This window comes from Mesorhizobium sophorae (assembly GCF_002270415.1).
GTDB classification, from domain to species: domain Bacteria; phylum Pseudomonadota; class Alphaproteobacteria; order Rhizobiales; family Rhizobiaceae; genus Mesorhizobium; species Mesorhizobium sophorae.
Window position 1 is genome coordinate 421,296 of sequence record NZ_NNRI01000001.1, and the last position, 17,648, is coordinate 438,943.

General features: G+C 64.3%; 17 protein-coding genes. 3 read left to right on the forward strand and 14 right to left on the reverse strand.

The features are described from left to right. Window positions 1-114 precede the first annotated feature (114 nt). Both CGZ66_RS01745 and CGZ66_RS01750 read left to right on the forward strand, forming a co-directional pair. Window positions 115-900, forward strand: coding sequence for an IclR family transcriptional regulator (locus tag CGZ66_RS01745; protein WP_095080850.1), 786 nt, complete (start codon window positions 115-117; stop codon window positions 898-900). 63 nt (window positions 901-963) lie between these two features. Further along, complete coding sequence (locus CGZ66_RS01750) at window positions 964-1,803, forward strand: amidohydrolase family protein (protein WP_095080852.1); 840 nt, start codon at window positions 964-966, stop codon at window positions 1,801-1,803. Here the strand turns inward: CGZ66_RS01750 and CGZ66_RS01755 are convergent. The 6 genes from CGZ66_RS01755 to CGZ66_RS01780 form a co-directional block, all read right to left on the reverse strand. Continuing rightward, a complete protein-coding gene (locus tag CGZ66_RS01755) occupies window positions 1,800-2,954 on the reverse strand; it encodes an extracellular solute-binding protein (RefSeq protein ID WP_095080854.1) in 1,155 nt (384 codons plus the stop codon). The genes CGZ66_RS01750 and CGZ66_RS01755 overlap by 4 nt on opposite strands. 32 nt (window positions 2,955-2,986) lie before the next feature. Then, entirely contained in the window at window positions 2,987-4,147 is a 1,161-nt protein-coding gene (locus tag CGZ66_RS01760) for a CaiB/BaiF CoA transferase family protein (RefSeq protein ID WP_095080856.1), read from the reverse strand. A 2-nt stretch (window positions 4,148-4,149) separates the two neighbouring features. Further along, window positions 4,150-4,701, reverse strand: coding sequence for a MaoC family dehydratase (locus CGZ66_RS01765; RefSeq protein WP_095081106.1), 552 nt, complete (start codon window positions 4,699-4,701; stop codon window positions 4,150-4,152). Between the two features lie 391 nt (window positions 4,702-5,092). Further along, window positions 5,093-6,109 (reverse strand): Tim44 domain-containing protein, encoded by a 1,017-nt coding sequence (locus CGZ66_RS01770; RefSeq protein ID WP_095080859.1) that lies wholly within the window; start codon window positions 6,107-6,109, stop codon window positions 5,093-5,095. A gap of 72 nt (window positions 6,110-6,181) precedes the next feature. After that, entirely contained in the window at window positions 6,182-6,481 is a 300-nt protein-coding gene (locus CGZ66_RS01775; RefSeq protein ID WP_095081108.1) for a TFIIB-type zinc ribbon-containing protein, read from the reverse strand. Window positions 6,482-6,647: 166 nt separating this feature from the next. Beyond that, window positions 6,648-7,637, reverse strand: a complete 990-nt coding sequence (locus CGZ66_RS01780; protein WP_095080864.1) for a zinc-dependent alcohol dehydrogenase family protein — start codon at window positions 7,635-7,637, stop codon at window positions 6,648-6,650. On the opposite strand from CGZ66_RS01780, the gene CGZ66_RS01785 reads away from it, so the two are divergent. Then, window positions 7,608-8,474 carry a LysR family transcriptional regulator gene (locus tag CGZ66_RS01785; protein ID WP_095081110.1) on the forward strand — a complete coding sequence of 289 codons (867 nt, stop codon included), beginning with the start codon at window positions 7,608-7,610 and terminating at the stop codon, window positions 8,472-8,474. The two genes, CGZ66_RS01780 and CGZ66_RS01785, sit on opposite strands and share 30 nt — an antisense overlap. A 73-nt stretch (window positions 8,475-8,547) precedes the next feature. Here the strand turns inward: CGZ66_RS01785 and CGZ66_RS01790 are convergent, their stop codons facing one another. The 8 genes from CGZ66_RS01790 to CGZ66_RS01825 form a co-directional block, all read right to left on the reverse strand. Next, a complete protein-coding gene (locus CGZ66_RS01790; protein WP_095080866.1) occupies window positions 8,548-9,717 on the reverse strand; it encodes a substrate-binding protein in 1,170 nt (389 codons plus the stop codon). Window positions 9,718-9,797: 80 nt separating this feature from the next. Continuing rightward, window positions 9,798-10,499, reverse strand: coding sequence for an ABC transporter ATP-binding protein (locus CGZ66_RS01795; RefSeq protein WP_095080868.1), 702 nt, complete (start codon window positions 10,497-10,499; stop codon window positions 9,798-9,800). A gap of 2 nt (window positions 10,500-10,501) precedes the next feature. Then, the gene (locus tag CGZ66_RS01800; protein WP_095080870.1) at window positions 10,502-11,206 is read right to left on the reverse strand and encodes an ATP-binding cassette domain-containing protein; all 705 of its coding nucleotides are present in this window, start codon (window positions 11,204-11,206) and stop codon (window positions 10,502-10,504) included. Beyond that, on the reverse strand, window positions 11,203-12,195 hold the full coding sequence (locus tag CGZ66_RS01805) for a branched-chain amino acid ABC transporter permease (protein WP_095080872.1): 993 nt from the start codon (window positions 12,193-12,195) through the stop codon (window positions 11,203-11,205). The genes CGZ66_RS01800 and CGZ66_RS01805 overlap by 4 nt, the downstream gene beginning before the upstream one ends. Beyond that, window positions 12,192-13,109 carry an urea ABC transporter permease subunit UrtB gene (urtB, locus tag CGZ66_RS01810; protein WP_245330963.1) on the reverse strand — a complete coding sequence of 306 codons (918 nt, stop codon included), beginning with the start codon at window positions 13,107-13,109 and terminating at the stop codon, window positions 12,192-12,194. Before urtB ends, CGZ66_RS01805 begins: the two co-directional genes overlap by 4 nt. Continuing rightward, window positions 13,054-14,175: a class II histone deacetylase gene (locus CGZ66_RS01815; RefSeq protein ID WP_095080876.1), complete on the reverse strand. Its 1,122-nt coding sequence runs from the start codon at window positions 14,173-14,175 to the stop codon at window positions 13,054-13,056. Before CGZ66_RS01815 ends, urtB begins: the two co-directional genes overlap by 56 nt. A gap of 84 nt (window positions 14,176-14,259) precedes the next feature. Continuing rightward, the gene (locus CGZ66_RS01820) at window positions 14,260-16,974 is read right to left on the reverse strand and encodes a winged helix-turn-helix domain-containing protein (RefSeq protein ID WP_095080879.1); all 2,715 of its coding nucleotides are present in this window, start codon (window positions 16,972-16,974) and stop codon (window positions 14,260-14,262) included. After that, window positions 16,975-17,643 carry a GNAT family N-acetyltransferase gene (locus CGZ66_RS01825; protein WP_095080882.1) on the reverse strand — a complete coding sequence of 223 codons (669 nt, stop codon included), beginning with the start codon at window positions 17,641-17,643 and terminating at the stop codon, window positions 16,975-16,977. Window positions 17,644-17,648: the final 5 nt, after the last annotated feature.

Here is a 17,648-nt window from a genome sequence, read left to right on the forward strand (position 1 = left end):
AAGTGCTACATTCATATACAAACAAAACATTCACGGGTACGTCAAGGCGAAATTTGTTTCCGTCGGCCGCGTTCCTGCGTATATGAAGAATCGAATTCACTGGAGAGATGCGCCATGGATGACAGCGAAGACGAGCGCTATCGCGCGCCTGCGCTCGACAAGGGGCTCGACATCCTCGAACTGCTGGCCGGCGTGGACGGCGGCCTGACGCAAGCTGAAATCGCCAAGAAACTCGACCGCAGCCCGAACGAATTCTACCGCATGCTCGACCGGCTGGTGCGGCGCGGCTATGTCACCCGGCTGGATGGCGACCGCTATTCGCTGACGCTGAAGTTGTTTGGCCTGGCGCAACTGCATGCGCCGGTGCGGCGGCTGGTTTCCTACGCCACGCCGCTGATGCGCGAGCTGGCCGAAACGTCGCAGCAGGCCAACCAACTCGTTGTTTTTGATCGTGGTTCCGCCGTTGTGATCGCCCAGCAGGAGGCACCGAACTACTGGGGCATCTCGATCCGCGTCGGCTCGCACATCAGCCTTTTCGACACCGGTTCAGGACATGTGTTGCTGGCCTTCCGCTCCCAGGAAGAGCGGCAGATGATGATTTCGGAACACGTCCGCAGCACCGACAAGACGGCGCAATCGGCCGAGTTCTTCGCCAAGCTCGACCAGATCCGCGACCGTGGTTACGAGATGATGGCCTCGATGCAGACCGCCGGTGTCTTCAACCTGTCGGCCCCGGTGCGCAGTTCCGACGGCAAGGCGATCGCGGCACTGTCGATTCCCTACATCACCGTCGTCAACGCGCCCTCCGCGCCTGACATCACCAGGACCATCGAACTGTTACTGGTCACGGCCGAAAAGCTGTCGCACCTGGCCGGCTCGGCGGTCGGTTCATCCACGTAAATTCTTATTTGAATGAAGAATTCCTCCGTGAGATGATCTAACGACCCAAGAGGAGGAGCTACAGTGATCGTCGACACCCATCTGCATCTCATCGATCGTTCGGTGCTGCGCTATCCCTGGCTTGCCGGCGTGCCGGCGCTCGACCGCGATTTTTCCTATGAGGAATACGCCGTGGAGGCCCACCGCGTCGGCGTCGGGTGCGTGCTGCATATGGAGGTCGACGTCGATCCGGCGGACATCGAAGCCGAGACCATTCGTGTCGAAGGGCTGTCGCGGCAGCCCGGCAGCATGCTGGCTGGGGCGATCGCGTCCTGCCGGCCGGAACAAGCAGACTTTGCCGCCTATCTCGAGCGGCAGCGGGCAGATCCCTTCGTCAAGGGTTTCCGCCGCGTCCTCCATGTCGTGCCCGACGATCTCTCGGAAGGCGCGCTGTTTCGGGACAACATCAAGCGGCTTGGCGGCAGCGGGCTGACCTTCGATCTGGTCGTGCTGCCGCACCAGATTCCCAAGGCGATCGCGCTTGCCGACCTGGCGCCAGATGTCCAGTTCGTGCTCGACCATTGCGGCGTCCCCGATATCAAGGGCAATGGCGAACATCCATGGCGCGAACACATGAGCGAGATCGCGCGCCGCCCGAATGTCATGGCCAAGATTTCCGGCGTCGTCGCCTATGCCGATCCCGGCAGTTGGACGGCCGGGACGCTGCGGCCTTATGTCGAACACACCATCGATGCGTTCGGCTGGGACCGCGTCGTCTGGGGCAGCGATTGGCCGGTCTGCACGCTTGGCGGCGGCCTCTCGACCTGGGTGGCCGCGACCCATGCGCTGCTTTCAGGCTGCAGCGTCGATGAACTCGAAAAGCTCTTGTTCGCGAATGCCCGCAAGCTGTGGCGGCTCGACTAGCTGGGTTCGTTCGTTCTCGCCTCAGCGCGGGACACCTGCACCGGAACACTTTCCCGGAACAGGCGATTGAGATCGGCAACGACCTGGCCGGCCCGGTGCCTGGAAGTCAGGCCGACGACAATGCAGTCGGACGCCGCCTGCTGGAATGCCATGTAACCGTCATGGCGCGGCCGCACCCATGCGCCTTCCAGCGTCACGCGCGTATCGCGATAAAAGTTGCCGGTGGCGGCGTTGACCTTCTGATCTTCCCACGCCGCGGCATGGCCGGGCTGGCCGCCCGCGGCGGCATAGGCACCGCGCTGGACATCGCCGCTGGCGACCCAGTAGGCGAAGTCGATCGCTGCATCTTTTGCCTTGGAGAAGGCTGAAACCGCTATGCCGGTGCCGCCAAGCGCCGAACCGATGGGGCCGCCGGCGCCGATGACCGGGATATCGGCGAAGGCAAGGCGGTGCGCGCGGAACCCAGCCATCGCATAGGAGACGTAACCATAGATCAGCGGCGCGCAGACGATTCTGGAATCCGTCTCTGCCATGCGCTCCGAGACGGCGATCGGATCCATGTCAAAGCAGGCCGGGTCGACCAGTGCCGCGATCTCGCGCATAGCCTCGAAGACGTCGCTGCCGGCCTCGAGGTCGATGAGATCGCGAGAGGGATCGGTCGTGCAGGGATGACCCAGATTGCCGGCAAGCGTGTAGAAGACCATCAGCGCGTGGGGCGGCCGCAACGGCAACAGCACGCGGCCTTGCCCGGCGAGATCGAGTACCTCGCTCCAACGCGATGGCGGCGCATCGAGTGCATCCGGTCGCCAGGCCTGGACCTGGCTGGCCGCATCGATTGGGAACGCCCACTGCCGCCCCTGCCAGTTGTAGCTCGGATAGGATTTTCCGACGCTGCCCGAGGCAAGGGCCGCGCGCTCCGCCTCGCGGCCGGTGACGTCGAGCGGCTCGAGGCAGCGCTCCGCCGTGATCTGGCCGACATGCGGATGATCGATGACGATGAGGTCATAGGCCCGCGCCAGTTCCTCGACCGGGAAGGACTCGAAATCCTGCAGCGAACGCTTGTCCCATTCAATGGCAACGCCGGTCGTCTGCTTCCACAGCGACGAGCAGGCGACCATCGGATCGTAGCCGCGCGGATGGCTCCAGGTCATGCCCCTGAGGACGGGCACGGGCGTGGGCTCGCTCACAGCCCGAACTCATCGCGGATTGCAGCACTGTGCTCGCCGATGCGCGGTGCCGCCCGTTCGACCTTGGCTCTGACACCGTCGACCCTCAGCGGCGAACTGGTGGTGAGGATCGAGACGTCGTCCTCGCGCGTCACCGTCTGCAGCATGTCCAGCGACTCGAACCCTTCGCTTGCCAGCATCTCCGGCCAGGTCAGTACCTTGGCGCACCAGATGTCGGCCGGCTCCAGGATATCAAGCCACTCGTCGATGGCCTTGGTGGCGATCCTTTGCGCGATGATCGCCTTGATGTCGTCGCGCGCAGTGAACCACGATGCCGGCTTGTCACGATAGGGCGCCAGTTCGCCAAGAGACAGCAGATCGGCCAGCTTGGGGATCGGCGTCATGGCGATGGCGAGGTAACCGTCCTTGGCGGGGTAAACGCCGTAAGGCGCCGAAAGATAGGCATGCGCGCTGCGGAAGCTGGAGCGCCGGGGCAAGCGACGGCCGTCATTGAGATGCGTGGTCAGCACCTCGAACTGGAAATCGACCAGCGCTTCCAGCAGGCTGGTTTCGATATGGCTTCCCTGGCCGGTGATGCCGCGCCGCACAAGTGCTGCCAGGATACCCTGTGCGCAGGCAGCGCCCGCCAGCATGTCACCGATGGCGAGGCCGAACGGCACCGGGCCCTGGTCTTCGTCGCCGTTCAGCCACATCACACCGGAGCGCGACTGCGCCAGCAGATCCTGGCCCGGCCGCTTGACCCATGGGCCGTCCTCGCCATAGCCGCTGATCGAGGCATAGACTAGGCGCGGATTGATCTTGCGGACCGCCTCGTAGTCGAGGCCGAGCCGCTCGATGACGCCCGGTCGGAAATTCTGGATCAGCACATCGGCCTTGGCCAGCAGGCCGCGCAGCGTCTTGAGGTCGGCCTCGTTCTTGAGGTCGATAGCAAAACTTTCCTTGGCCCGGTTGATGGCATGGAAGATTGTCGAGTCGCCACCGATCTCGGTGTCGCTGAGATAGAGCCGGCGCGACAGGTCGCCGCCATCCGGACGCTCGATCTTGATGACGCGGGCGCCGAGGTCAAGCAGCCTGAGCGAGCAATAAGGCCCGGACAGGAACTGGCTCATGTCGACGACGACGAGACCGGCAAGCGGCAATTCGGCTGCTGCCGGCATCGCTATTTCTCCGTCTTGCCGACAAAGTCGGCCGGGTTTCGGTACTTCACAGTCTGCAGATGCTCGCAGTAGAGAACGAGTTCCCCTTCGCCCTTGAACACCTCGTAGCTGGCGCGGATCAGCCCCATCTCCTTGTAGCGCGGCTTCTTGTCGAGGTTGGAGCGGATCGAATAAATCGTGTCGCCAATGAAGACAGGCTTTATGAAGCGGAGCTTGTCGTAGCCATAGGAAAAGGCATTGATGCAATTGGTGGCGACCAGCCCGAGGCCAGCCGAAAATACGAAGGCCCCGGCGATCAGCCGCTTGCCGAAAATGCCTTCCGTCTCGGCAAACATCTGGTCCTGCACATAGGGGTGGATGTCGAGCACCAGGGTGTTGAACAGGTGGCTGTCGCCTTCCGCCATGGTGCGCCGCAACGAGCGGATTTTCTGGCCCACCGGCCAGTCCTCATAGAACCAGTTTTCGGCGTTCCAAACCGGCAGGGCGGCGTGCTCCTCAGGCATGTTGGCGGGGTGCGTCGAGGCGACGCCGACGGTGGGCGCGAAGTCGTTCATGGCTGGCTCCGCCAGGCCAGTGGCGAGCACCGCACAGGGACCGCAACACGCATCAAAGCGCCAGAAAACACGACGTCTCCTCCGTCAATCTTCTTTTGTAAATAGTATTTTCACATATGGGATTCCGTTGCAAGCATGAACAGGCGAAATCTAGGCCGTAACCGCGCGCCGAAGCGCTGGCGGGCAGGGGAGCAAACAATGCGCAATGCCTGTCTGGTATTTATCGGCCGCTTGAATCGCGAGGCGCCCGTATTTTCAGGGCGCGACAACCGACAGCGGCATGCTGACCGAAACCGGACAGGCCGTCGAGATCGGCACGCCGATGTGCGTCAAGAACGTGGGCTGAACGCCGCAACTTCCCTCGAAGCCTCGGAACAAAGCTGGCCGGGGCTCAAGCCTGTTGGATTGCCGAGAGCTTCCAGCTCGAGCCATTCTCGCGCATGAATGTCCACAGCTCCGTCGTCTCTGTCGGATGCTCATCGTCGCCTTCGACGACCTTGCCGCTGGCCCGTTCGCGCATCACGTCACGAGACTCGTAGCGTAGTGCGGCGGTGGCGTAGTCGCGGTCATCCTCGCGCCAGCTTTCCGCGATGTCGGCCTGCAGCAAAGTGATGTCCGATACGTCGTTCCTGAGACCTTTCTGGGCATTGTCGGCCAGCTCCTCGGACAGATAGGACACCATCTCGGGGGTCGTCGCCCGGCGCAGGGCGGCATGGTCTTCGCGCCCGAATGCTTCTTGGACGTCGGTCAGCAGCCGCTGGAACGCGTCGAGGTCGGTCTGAGCCAGCGTAATCTCCTCCGAACCGGTGGCTGGAGAGCCTCCGCCCGAACCGCCGCCAAAGCCGGGAATTGTAAAGGAGCGTGCCGTGTCTGCCTGTTGCTGTGCCGTTGCGCGGTTCTCAAATCTCGAAACTTGAGCATTGGAAGATTGGGCATCGGAAGTTTGGCCATTGCCGGCACCCGCGAGCACAGGGCCACGCGCGGATTGCGACCGGAAAAAGCGAATGGCCAGCATGATTGCGCCACCTATCAGCAGGGCCTGAAGCAAGAAGCCGAACATGCCGGCCAGGCCGCCGAAGCCTTGGCCGACGAGCAGGCCGATCAGGCCGCCGAGCAGCAGGCCGCGCATCATCGTTCCGCCGAAGCCGCTCATAAAACCGGGCCTCTGCAGGCCGGCCTGCGGTTGCCGCACCGGAGTGTTCACGCCGGTGTTGGGCGTCATCGAACGCTCGACCGGAGCGATCGGCGCTGGTGCCGTTCTGGTCGGCGGTGCCGATTGGAACGTACGCGTGCCACGACTGCCGAAACTGCCGCCGCGACGAGCCTCGGCGTGATCCATCGCGACCATGGAGAATGCAAGGACCAGCCCTGCAATCAGGGCGGCAAATCGGCTTGAGCGAGGCATCATCGGGGGTGGCCTTTTCGATGTGGTTTCGGAAATATTCAGCAAACGCCGGCCCGGACGCCGGACATCATGCGGTCAATCGAACAATTCTTCGAAGAATGATTTCTTCCGCTTGGGATAGCGGTGGCCCTGCGAGCGGGAGTAATCGTCATCGCGCCCTTGGCCATGTTGCGGCTGGGAGAATGCTGCCGGCTGTGGCTGTTGCACAGGCGCGGCGTCCCTGCCGGAACGCTCGATGATCTTGTCGAGTTCGCCGCGATCAAGCCAGACGCCTCGGCACTGCGGACAATAATCGATCTCGATCCCCTGGCGTTCGCTCATCACGAGCGCAACGCGGCAGGAGGGGCAAACCAAACCAAGGAGGGAAGATGTCATGAGGGGCTCCAAACCAAAAAAGAATGAGCCCGCTTGACCGAAAAGAATGGAAACGGGCCCGTTATAGCGGTCCGACATCACAATCGCCAAAGAAGCGACAGTCAGAGGGGCCCGGCCCGCACAAGGCAATTAGGAATGCAGAGGCGCGCCTTCAAGGGATTGTTGCTCAAACCGTCACCACAATCTTTCCGAACTGCCGGTTCGATTCCAGGAAGCGATGCGCCTCGACGATTTGCTCGAACGGGAAAGTTCTGTCGATGATCGGCCTCAGCGCGCCGGTCTCCAGACCTTCGAGGATGAACGCTTTGGCCGCTTCCAGCTTCGCCGGGTTGCCGGTGATCTCGTGGACGAGATAACCGCGCAGCGTCAGCGTCTTGGCCAGTACGGCGAACAACGGGAACGGCGTCGGCTCCAGGCTGAGGCCACCATACTCGATGAGAATGCCACCCCGCGCCATCGCCGCCGTCAGCGGCTCGAAGATCGGGCCGCCGATCGCATCGAACACGACGCGCACGCCTTGCGGCCCGGCGATTTCATCGAGCCGTGCGGCCAAATCCTCCTCCGTAGACGCCACCACATAGGCCGCGCCGGCGTCGAGCAGGGCCTGCCTCTTGGCCGTTGTCCGCGTCACCGCAATCACGGTGGCGCCAAGCCTGTTGGCGATCTGGATCGCGGCAAGCCCGACACTGCTCGATGCCGCGGTGATGACAACGAAATCTCCGCTGTGCAGCCTGGCGATATCGACCAGCGCGCCATAGGCGGTGAGGTATTGCATCCAGACCGCCGCCGCCATTGGCCAGTCGAGCGAGGGCGGGTGCTTGACGACGAGCCCGGCAGGATAGGTGGCAAGCTCGCCATAGGCGGGCCAGCGGATCATCGATTGCGGCGGGATGATGCTGACGCTGTCGCCTGGCGCAAAATCCGTCACACCTTCGCCCACCGCCTCGATGATGCCCGCCGCTTCGAGGCCAAGCCCCGAGGGCAGCGTCGGCGTTTCGATATAGGCACCAGCCCGCAGCAACGCCTCGGCGCGGTTGAGGCTGAGCGCCTTGACGCGGATTTGAACTTCGCCCGGCCCCGGTCCGGGACGATCGACATCCTCGATGCGCAGGACCTCGGGGCCACCATGCTGGTGGAAGCGAACAAGACGTGCCATTCGGGTTACTCCAAATTATCTGAACCGAATGAGCTATGCAGGCGAGATCCTCTCGAGGAACGGCTGGGCGTGCGGCTGCTCAACCGGACCACGCGCCGGCAGAGCCTGACCGACTTCGGACGCGCCTATTACGAACGCTGCCGGGTCGTGCTGGCCGAGGCCGAAGCCGCCGATGCGCTCGCCGCCGACGAGTTTTCCGAACCGCGAGGCAAACTGCGCGTCACCATGCCGGCGCATTTCGGCCGCCACTGCGTGACACCCATACTGCTGCGGCTGGCGCGGCAATATCCGATGCTGGAACTCGACCTGTCGCTCAGCGACCGCTTCGCCGACCTTTCCGAGGACGGCTATGATCTTGCCATCCGGACCGGCGCCTTGGACGACAAGGCAGGGGTGATCGCGCGTCGTGTCGCGCGCCAGGGCATGGTCGTCTGCGCGGCACCCGCCTATCTCCAACGCCACGCCGAACCGCGGCGGATCGAGGATCTCGCCGACCATCAGGCCATTGTCTACCGCCGGCTCGGCCAGGTCGTTCAGCCGTGGCTGTTCGTGCGCGAGGGGCAAGCCGCGCAGGAGATCATGCCGACCGGCCGTCTGCGGCTTGACGATCTCGATGCCATCGCCGATGCCGCTGCTGAAGGCATGGGCCTTGCCTGGTTGCCCTATTGGCTGGTGCGCGAGCGCATTCAGGCCGGCGCGCTGGAGGCGCTGCTGCCGGATCAGCCGCGATATCTCTACGACTGTCACGCGCTTTGGCTGCAGACGCCGCATCTGCCGTTGAAGGTACGGCTGGCCGTCGATGCACTGGCGGCCGCTTTACCGAAATTGATGGCCTGAGCGCAAGCGTCGCCATCGGAAGTTCTGCGCGGCTCAGGCCACCTTGCAGTGCCTGAGCCGCGCAGCTAGTTCGCTACAGTTTGCAGTAAGGCGTCACAGGTGCGATGACGCCGAAATCCCTAGCGATCTCGTAGCCGATGCCATCTGCCGCCGCCTTGCCGACATAGGAATGGCAGAGCGTGTGGTTGTTGGTGGCGTCGACGCGGATCTTGCCTTGCGGCGCGTCGAACTCGATCGATGGCAACGCCGCCAGCACATCGTCGTCCTTCAGCGATCCGGCCTTCTCGGCGGCCAGCGCGTAGAGATGCAGCCCATTGTAGCCGGCCTCGCCGATGCCGTTGACCATCTTCTCCTGGCCGAACTTTTCGCGGAAGCTCGAGATGAACTTCTTGTTGACCGGATTGTCGAGCGCCATCCAGTAGGGCTGCGGCGCGTAGGTTCCGGCCGCCACGCCGGGGGGCAGCGCATCCTTGTTGAAGACCTCGTCGAGCGGCGCGATCAGCGGCTGCTTGATGTCGAAGCTGCGATACTGCTTGAGCTGGGTGACGGCGTCGTTGCCGACCACCATCGACCAGACGACATCGGGCTTCAGCGACTTGATCTTCTGGAAGGCCGGGCCGAAGTCGGTGGTGCCGAACGGATAGTAATCGGCGCCGATGATCTTGCCGCCGGCCTTCTCGTAGGCCGCGGTGATCGCCTCGGTCATCTTCTGCGGCCAGGCATAGTCGGAGGCCATGACATAGATCGTCTTGCCGAGGTTCTCGGCCACCCAGGGCATCATCGGGTCGACTTGCTGCATCGGGATAGGGCCGGTGGCGACGAAGTAGCGGTTGCATTCGCCGCCTTCGAAGTTGGTCGGGTAGAAGAACAGCTTCTTGGCTTTCGAGGTGACGGACAGCGTCGCACTGCGCTCGGGCGAGATGATGGTGCCCATGATCACGTCGACCTTGTCTTCGTTGATGAGCTTGCGTGCCTTGTCGATCGCGCCCTTGGTCGTGGTCTGGTTGTCCTCGATGAACAATTCGACCTGGCGGCCGCCAATGCCATTGGCGGCGTTGAGTTCGGCAGCCGCCAGCTTGTAGCAATTGAGCAGCGTCTCGCCGAGGATCGCCTGCAATCCGGTGATCGGGATCGATAGGCCGACCTTGACGGTGTCGGCGGCGCGCAGGATCGACGGCGCGCCGACCATGGCAAAGGCGGCCGCTGCGCCGCCCGATTTCAGAACAGTTCTTCTGCTTATCATTTTTGTGTTCCCTTCCAGTCCAGGCGCGCCCCATGCACGCCTTACAAAGCCAACAAATCCCGGGCGCGCTTTAAGCGCGCCTAGAGAGCCAACAGATCCTTGAGCAGCGTCTCGTCGGCGAACGCCTCCGGCGCGCCTTCATGCACGATCCTGCCTTTTTCCATCACCAGGCAGCGGTCCGCCGCCTTGAGAACGAGATCGAGATTCTGCTCGACGAGAACGATCGCGATGCCGCGCTCGCGCGCGATGCGCGGCACCAGCTCGGCAATCGACTGCACGATGTTCGGCTGGATGCCTTCCGAGGGTTCGTCGAGCAGCAGCACCGACGGCAGGCCGCACAGCGCGCGGCCGATCGCCAGCATCTGCTGCTGGCCACCCGAGAGCGTGCCGGCAACCTGCGTTTCGCGTTCACGCAGGATCGGGAAATAGCCGAAGATGTCGGCCGGAATGCCGCCGTCGCCACGCCCCTTGGCGGCGCGTGTGCCGACGTCCAGATTTTGCCGCACGGTCAGCTGGTTGAAGATGCCGCGTCCCTGCGGGACATGCGCGATGCCGGCCCGCGCGCGGCGGAAGGCCGGCGCATTGGTGAGGTCCTGGTCGCCGAGAAGCATGGCGCCGCCGCTCGCCCGCAAGGCTCCGGCGATGACGCGCAGCAGCGTCGTCTTGCCGGCGCCGTTGCGGCCGAGCAGGCCGACGACCTCGCCCGGCGCGACGCTGAGGTCGATGCCGTTCAGCACCGGGAGCAAGCCGTAGCCAGCCGAGATCGCCATTGTCCGCAGCATCGTCAGCGCCTCCCCAGATAGACGTCGCGGACCATCTCGTCGGTCTCGATGTCATGGAAAGGACCGCTGCGCAGCCGGCGCCCCTGATGCAGCACCAGCGTTTCGCAGTTCAGCGCCCGCACGAAGCGGATGTCATGTTCGACCGCGACGATCGAGAATTCGCCCTTGAGCCGCAGCAGCATTTCCGCCGTCGCCAGCGTCTCCTGCGGCGTCATGCCGGCGGTTGGCTCGTCGAGCAGCAGCAGCCTTGGCTCGATCGCCAGCGCCATGCCGATCTCCAGCCATTGCTTCTGGCCGTGCGCGAGTTCGCCGGCCAGCGTGGCGGCACGATTGCCGAGCGCGACCAGTTCCAGCAATTCAGCGACCGGGCGGACAGGTGAGGGCGCCCCCCACCGCGCGACCTTCAGATTGTCCTCAACCGACAGGCTGGGGAAGACCGACGGGATCTGGAACTTGCGGGCGATGCCGAGCCGGGCGATGCGGTGCAGCGGCAGGCCGGCGATATCGCGGCCGAGGAAGCGCACGCTGCCGCTGGTCGGGCGCAGCGTACCGGTCAGCACGTTGAGGAAGGTGCTCTTGCCGGCGCCATTCGGCCCGATGATGCAGCAAAGCTCCTTGTCGCGCACGGTGAGATCAAGCGCTTCCAGCGCCTGCAGGCCGCCAAAGCGGATGCCGACATTTTCGGCCTGGAGGAGGACATCGCTCATTGCGCGCGCCTCCGGCCTTTGAACAGGACCTTCAGCCGCGCGTAGATCGACAGGATGCCGTCCGGCAAGATGAAGACGATGACGACGAAGACGAAGACACAGCCAAGCAGCAGCGGCCACAGGCTTGGGTTGAAGCTGCTGATCGTCTGTTGCGCCCGCTGGATGAAGATGGCGCCGAGCACCGGACCAAGCAGAGTGCCGCGCCCGCCGACCGCCACCCAGACGATGACTTCCGTCGACAAAAGCAGTCCCGAAAGGTCCGGCGCCACCAGCCCGGCCATGCAGACATAAAGGGCGCCGGCAAGTCCGGCGATGGCCGCCGACAGGACGAAGGTGACGAGCAGCCGCAAGGGCGCGTTGTGGCCAAGCGCGGCCGCCCTGACTTCATTGTCCTGGATGGCGGTGAGCACCGTGCCCCAGCGCCCGCGGCTGATCGACCACAGGGTGAGCACGGCCACCGCGACGATGGCTGCGACGAAAATGTAGCTGGGCAGGTCTTGGCTGAGATCGACATGCAGCCCGCCAACATCGAACTCGATCGGCGGGATGCCGATCAAACCGCTGTCGCCGCCGGTGACCGAACTCCAGGAGACCGCAGCCTGCTGGCAGATGACGCCCATGGCCAGCGTGACGATGGTGAAATAGCTGCCACGGATGCCGCCGAAGAACAGGAAATAGCCGATGATGGCGGCGACGACGGCCGCGCCGGCCACCGCGCCCATGATGCCAAGCAGGCTGGCGAAGGGGATCGCGTCGTTGAGCGTGACCAGCGCCATGATGTAGCCGCCAATGCCGAAAAAGGCGGCGTGGCCGAAACACAGAATGCCGGTGCGACCCCAGAAGAAGTCGAGGCTCGCCGCGAACAGGCCGAAGATCAGTGCGTCGCGGATCACCGTCAACTGATAGCCATCGGCAATGAGCGGATAGATGGTGGCGAGCGCCACGCACGCGGCGAAGATCAGCAGCCAGTTGCGATCCCCAGCGATCATCGCGATGCCCCGTTGAACAGGCCGTTGGGCCGCAGCCGCACGGCGACGATGGCCGCGAGCAGCACGATCGCTTGCGCCAGCGATGGCGATATCTGGTAGTTCAGGACACTCGTCAGGCCGCCGACGAAGACGCTTCCGGCGACAAGGCCGCCGATCGAACCGACGCCGCCGACGATGACGACGAAGAAGGCGTTGGCGAGATAGTTCACTCCCATCTGCGGCAGCACGATCGCCAGCGGCGCGACCAGTCCTCCTGCCAGTCCGGCAATGGCGGCACCGAAGGTGAAGGCGATGGCATAGGTGCGCCGCGTGTTGATGCCGACGCCCTCGGCCATCTCGCGGTTCTGGATGACAGTGCGGATGTCGAGGCCGAACGATGTCCGGCTGATCAGCAGGACGACTCCAAGCAGCGTCAGCGCGGCAATAGTGATCAGGATCAGCCGGTAGGCCGGATAGACGGTGAAGAAGAGATCGAGCGTGCCTTCGATCGGCGGCGTCACCGGCTTGGCGCCGAGACCGAAGGTCAGTTCCAGCCCTTGTTGCAGGATCAGGCTGACGCCCCAGGTGGCGAGCACGGTCGAGACCGGCCGCGAATAGAGATGGCGGATGATGGCGAACTCGAGGATGCAGCCGACCACCGCGCCGGCGATCGGGGCGGCGGCCAGCCCCAGCCAGAACGAGCCGTCGATGCTCTGGACGAAATAGACCGCGAAGGCACCGACGGTGACGAACTCGCCATGCGCGAGGTTGGTCACGTTCATCAGGCCGAAGCTGATCGCCAGGCCGAGCCCGACAAGCATCAGGATGCTGATCAGCGTCAGCGCGTTGAGAAGCGTGGTGACGACAAAATCCATCGCGTCAGGCCGCACTGGCGAGGCGTTGGCGCAGGCCGGCAAGCAGGCCTTCGGCGGCATCGATCACACCAGCCTGATGCGGCTGCAATTCCTGCCCTGCCCATTCGTCGATATGGTCCGACAGCGGGTCGACCACTTCGGTGCGATGATTGGCCAGCGTCTCGATGACGGCATGGCCGCAGAACGGTACATAGCCTTCCGAATAGCCGCCTTCATGGCTCATCATCAGGCGTCCGTTCGATGTCTCGGCAGCCAGCGCCACCATGCGCGCGGCCAGGCGGCGGAAGCATTCGCTGTTGAGCATCATGCGACCGAGCGGGTCGAAGCCCGATGCGTCGAAGCCGGAAGCGACGATGACGAGGTCCGGCTTGTAGGCGCGCAGGGCAGGGGCGATGACGCGATCGAAGGTCGATTCATAGGCGCCGGTGCCGCTGCCCGCCGGCAGCGGGATGTTGATGTTGTAGCCTTCGCCGGCATCCTTGCCGTTGTCGGCCAGTGCACCGCGCCCGGTCGGATAGAGATTGTCCTGGTGCACGGAAATGGTCAGCACCGACGGGTCGGAATAAAACACCGTCTCTGTGCCGTTGCCGTGATGCACATCCCAGTCGACCACCGCTGCGCGGCCAAGCAGCCCTTCATGCTGCAGCCGGCGCACGGACACGCCGATGTTGGAGAACAGGCAGTTGCCCAACGCCTGGTCGGGCTCGGCATGGTGCCCCGGCGGCCGCGCCAGCGCATAGGCGTTGTCGACCCGGCCGGTCAGCACTGCGCGCATGGCGGCATAGGTGGTGCCGGCCGACAGCAAGGCGATGTCGAAACTGTTGAGGCCGATCGGCGCCTGCGGTCCGGCGAAGCCGGAACCTCGTTCGCTGAGCATGCGGATATCGTCGACGTGGCGTTGGGTATGCACGCGCAGCAGATCCTCGACCGAAACCGGCTCGGGAATGATCGGCACGAGGTGGCGCGACAGGCCGCTGACCTGGATCAAATTGTTCAGCCGACGCTTTGAGCCGGGCGATTCCAGATGCCGGCCTGGTTCCACGAAACGGCCGGGAGGCATCATGTCGGCGCTGGAGCCGGTGTCATGCCACATCAGCTGTTCGTGAAAAACGTAACCTGTCGCCATCCGCAGCGTCCTCTAAAAACCGGGGTGACGCTAACAGGCTTGCATCAGTGTGGCCCGACCCGAAAGAGGGGTTGTGCCCGTTATCTATGCCCCTCCTTTCGGAGGGGTTTGGAGGCTTGCCGACCCTTGCGCGGCGCGCACGGCCTGGACCCGGTTGCTCACCGCCAGCTTGCCGAAAATGTTCTTCAGATGCCACTTCACCGTGGTTTCGCTGACCGACAGCGCGACCGCGATATCGCGGTTGGACATGCCCTCCGTCAGGCAGCGCAGCAACTCGGCCTCGCGCTGGGTGAGGTGTTCCTTCTCTGCGGCTGGCGGGGCTGGCCTGCGCGTCGCCACAGGCATCGTCTGCGCGGCATCGATGATGCGCGTGGCATAGGCTGAGAGTGCCGGATCGGTCTTTGCCTGGGCCGCACGCAGCCGCATTAACCCTTCGACAACGGGCCTTCCCTCATCGATGAAGGAGCGGATGAAGCCAGAGGGGTGGGCAAGGCGCAGCGCTTCGAGCAGATAGCGATCGGCCTCGCGTTGGTCCTGGCCGGCGCTTTTGGCGCGCTGGATCAGCGCCAGGATATGGCGGCGCATCCGCCCGCCGCTTTTCGTGCGCTCCAGAAGCGCGTCGAAGACCCGCGCCGCATCGACATAGGATTTCTCCGCGGTCAGCAAGCGGCCCTCGGCGAAGAACTCGAATTCGTTGGCGACGGTGGGAGTGGTTTCGGCCTGTCCACGGCGATGCTCGTTCAGCAGGGCGCGCGCCTCGGCGCCGCGGTTCTGGTCGAGCAGCAGCCTGACGCGATCATGCACGAGCACCGAAGCGAGACGACGATACACGGAGCCACGCACGCGCTGGTAGACCCGCTCCAGCATATCGAGGGCGGCCTCCGCGCGGCCGGTCAGCTGCAGCACGCGGGCATAGGTCGGAACGCTGGCGAGCGGATAGACGATGACCGCCGCTCCCTCGATCAGCGGCCCGAGATTCTCCACCAAGGTCAGCGCTTCGCTCGACGCATTGGTCTCATAGGCTAGTTCGGCAAGCAGCGTGCCCGCCAGTGCTTCGGCATAGGAATTCGGACCGATCCGCGCCCTGGCTTCGGCGATTGCATCGCGCAGCAGCCGTTCGGCTGCGGGCAGGCGGCCGGCCGAGCGTTCGATGACGGCCATGTAGCAATTGGCGATGGTGACGCCGAGCAGGCTGCCGCTTCGCTCATGCGCCTTGCGCGCCGCGTCCACCGCCGCGCGCGCACCGTCGAGGTCGCCCAGCGCATAGAGATTGTAGCCGATGACATTGGCGGTAGCGCCCTCCATGAACCAGGCGTCGGGCGCAATGACGCGCAGAGCCGCCAGTGCGGTGTCGCGCGCCTGCTCGAACTGCTCCAGCGTGCTGTGGACGGCGGCGGCGAGCACCACCAGTTCCGTATCGATCGTGGTGCCGGTCAACGTGCCGGGATCCTTGCCGTCGGCCGGCCCGGTTTCGACCAGCTTGCGCGCATTGCTCAGCGTCTGTTGGGCAAGCTCGGGTTGGCTGCTGTGCACCGCCAGCCACAGCACCACAAGCTGCAGCCGGATGCGCTGGTCGATCAGCTTTTTGGGCAACAGCGCAAGCAATTGGCGCACATAGAGAAGCTGGCACTGGGCGATGAGGTCGAGCGCGTTGTTCTCGACGAACACCGCCGCGCGGGCCTGGTCGCCGGCGGCGAGCGCGTGGCCGATCGCCTCGGTCAGCATCTTGCGTTCGCCAAACCATTCGGCGGCCGCCAAATGCAGCGGCGCGATCATCTCCGGTTCGCGCCGTTCCATCTCGCGGCTGAGGAAGTCGCGGAACAGATGATGATAGCGGAACCAGCGCCGCTCCTCGTCGAGCGGCACCAGGAACAGGTTGCGCGTCTCGATCTCGGTGATCGCCGCCTCGGCATCCGCCGCCCGCATTACCGCCCGGCAGGCCTCGGCGCTGAAGCGTTCGAAGATAGAGCTGTAGAGCAGGAACTTCGCGATCGCCGGCGGCAGTTCGAGAAACACTTCCCCCATCAGGAAGTCGGCGACGTTGCGGTTGGCGCCGGTGAAATTGCCGATGACGGTTTCGGGCGCATGCGCGGCACTGAGCGACAGCGAGGCGAGCTGCAGGCCGGCGGCCCATCCTTCGGTGCGCGAACACAAGGTCTCCACAGTGCCGCTGCTGACGCTCAAACCGAGCTTCTCGTTGAAGAAGGCCTCGGCTTCGGAGGAGGCGAAGCGCAAATCGTCGGGGCCGATTTCGCAGACATCGCCCAGCACCCTGAGCTTGCCGAGTTGCAGGTCGGGCAGGCTGCGCGATCCGATGACGAAGGCGACATTGGCCGGCGCCTGTCGGGTCAAGCGCTCCATGAACCGCTTGACCGCGGGCGCCTCGATGGCGTGATAGTCGTCGAAGAACAAGGTGATGTCGGCCTCGCGCGCCGCCAATCCCGCCACCAGCGCGGCGAGCACGACGTCAAGCTGCGGGATCGGGCTCGACTGGAAGGCAAGGTCGAGCTCCGCCGGGCTCTGTACGAGGTGGCGCAGCCCGCCCACCAGATGCGACAGGAAGGCGCCCTCATCATTGTCTGATGCCTCGCAGGACAGCCACGCAGTCAGCCGGCCGAGGCGCGCGGCTTCCGCAGCCCATTGCGCCATCGTCGTGGACTTGCCGAAGCCGGCCGGCGCGGCGAACAGCACGATGCGCGTATCGATGTGGCGCTTCAGCGTCGACAGGATGGTCTCGCGACGGACCCATCGGCGGTGATGCGGCGACGCGTGCGGGGTGGGTTGCGGAGCTGTTCTCATCTAGGCTCGCGCAATCTGCCGGTTCTCCGGACTGCAACTGCTCCACTCCGCTTCGATCAGCGGAATCTGCGGCGCGGCATTGCGCGGCAAGGTGCCCTTTATCCGGGGATCGTCGACGATCTCAAAACCGGACGCGAACGGCACAAATCCACAGGCGCCGTAGAAGCCTATGACGCTGTGATGATCGAAGCTGCTTGTATGCAGCCAGACACGGCTTGGTTTCAGGCGCCATGCCTGCTCGAGCGCGCCGGCCATAAGGCGCTTGCCGAAACCACGGCCGGTCAGGGACGGGAACAGGCCGAAATAGGTGATCTCGATCTCGTTGCTGTCGGCGACGAAGAATTCGAACATGCCGAGATGCACGCCGCTTTCATCATGGCCGTAGTAGAGATGCTGGCGCGGATCGGCGAAGTGCTCCGTTATCTCGGCGTCGGACATTTCAGACACGCGGTCCCACAGCCAGGGGGCGCCGATTTCGAGGAAGATCGCTCGATAGGGCGCGCAGTCGGGCGTGGTGATCCGGATCATGGCCAGGGGTTGCGCGAGGTCGGGTTGCGGAGCGCGCGCCTCCATCCATGTCACCGCATTGGCGAGCTTGCCCGCCGGCAGGCGCCGGTAGCCAATGGCGAGATCGGTGATTTCGGCCGGCATCGTGTCTTCGGGGATCAACGCAT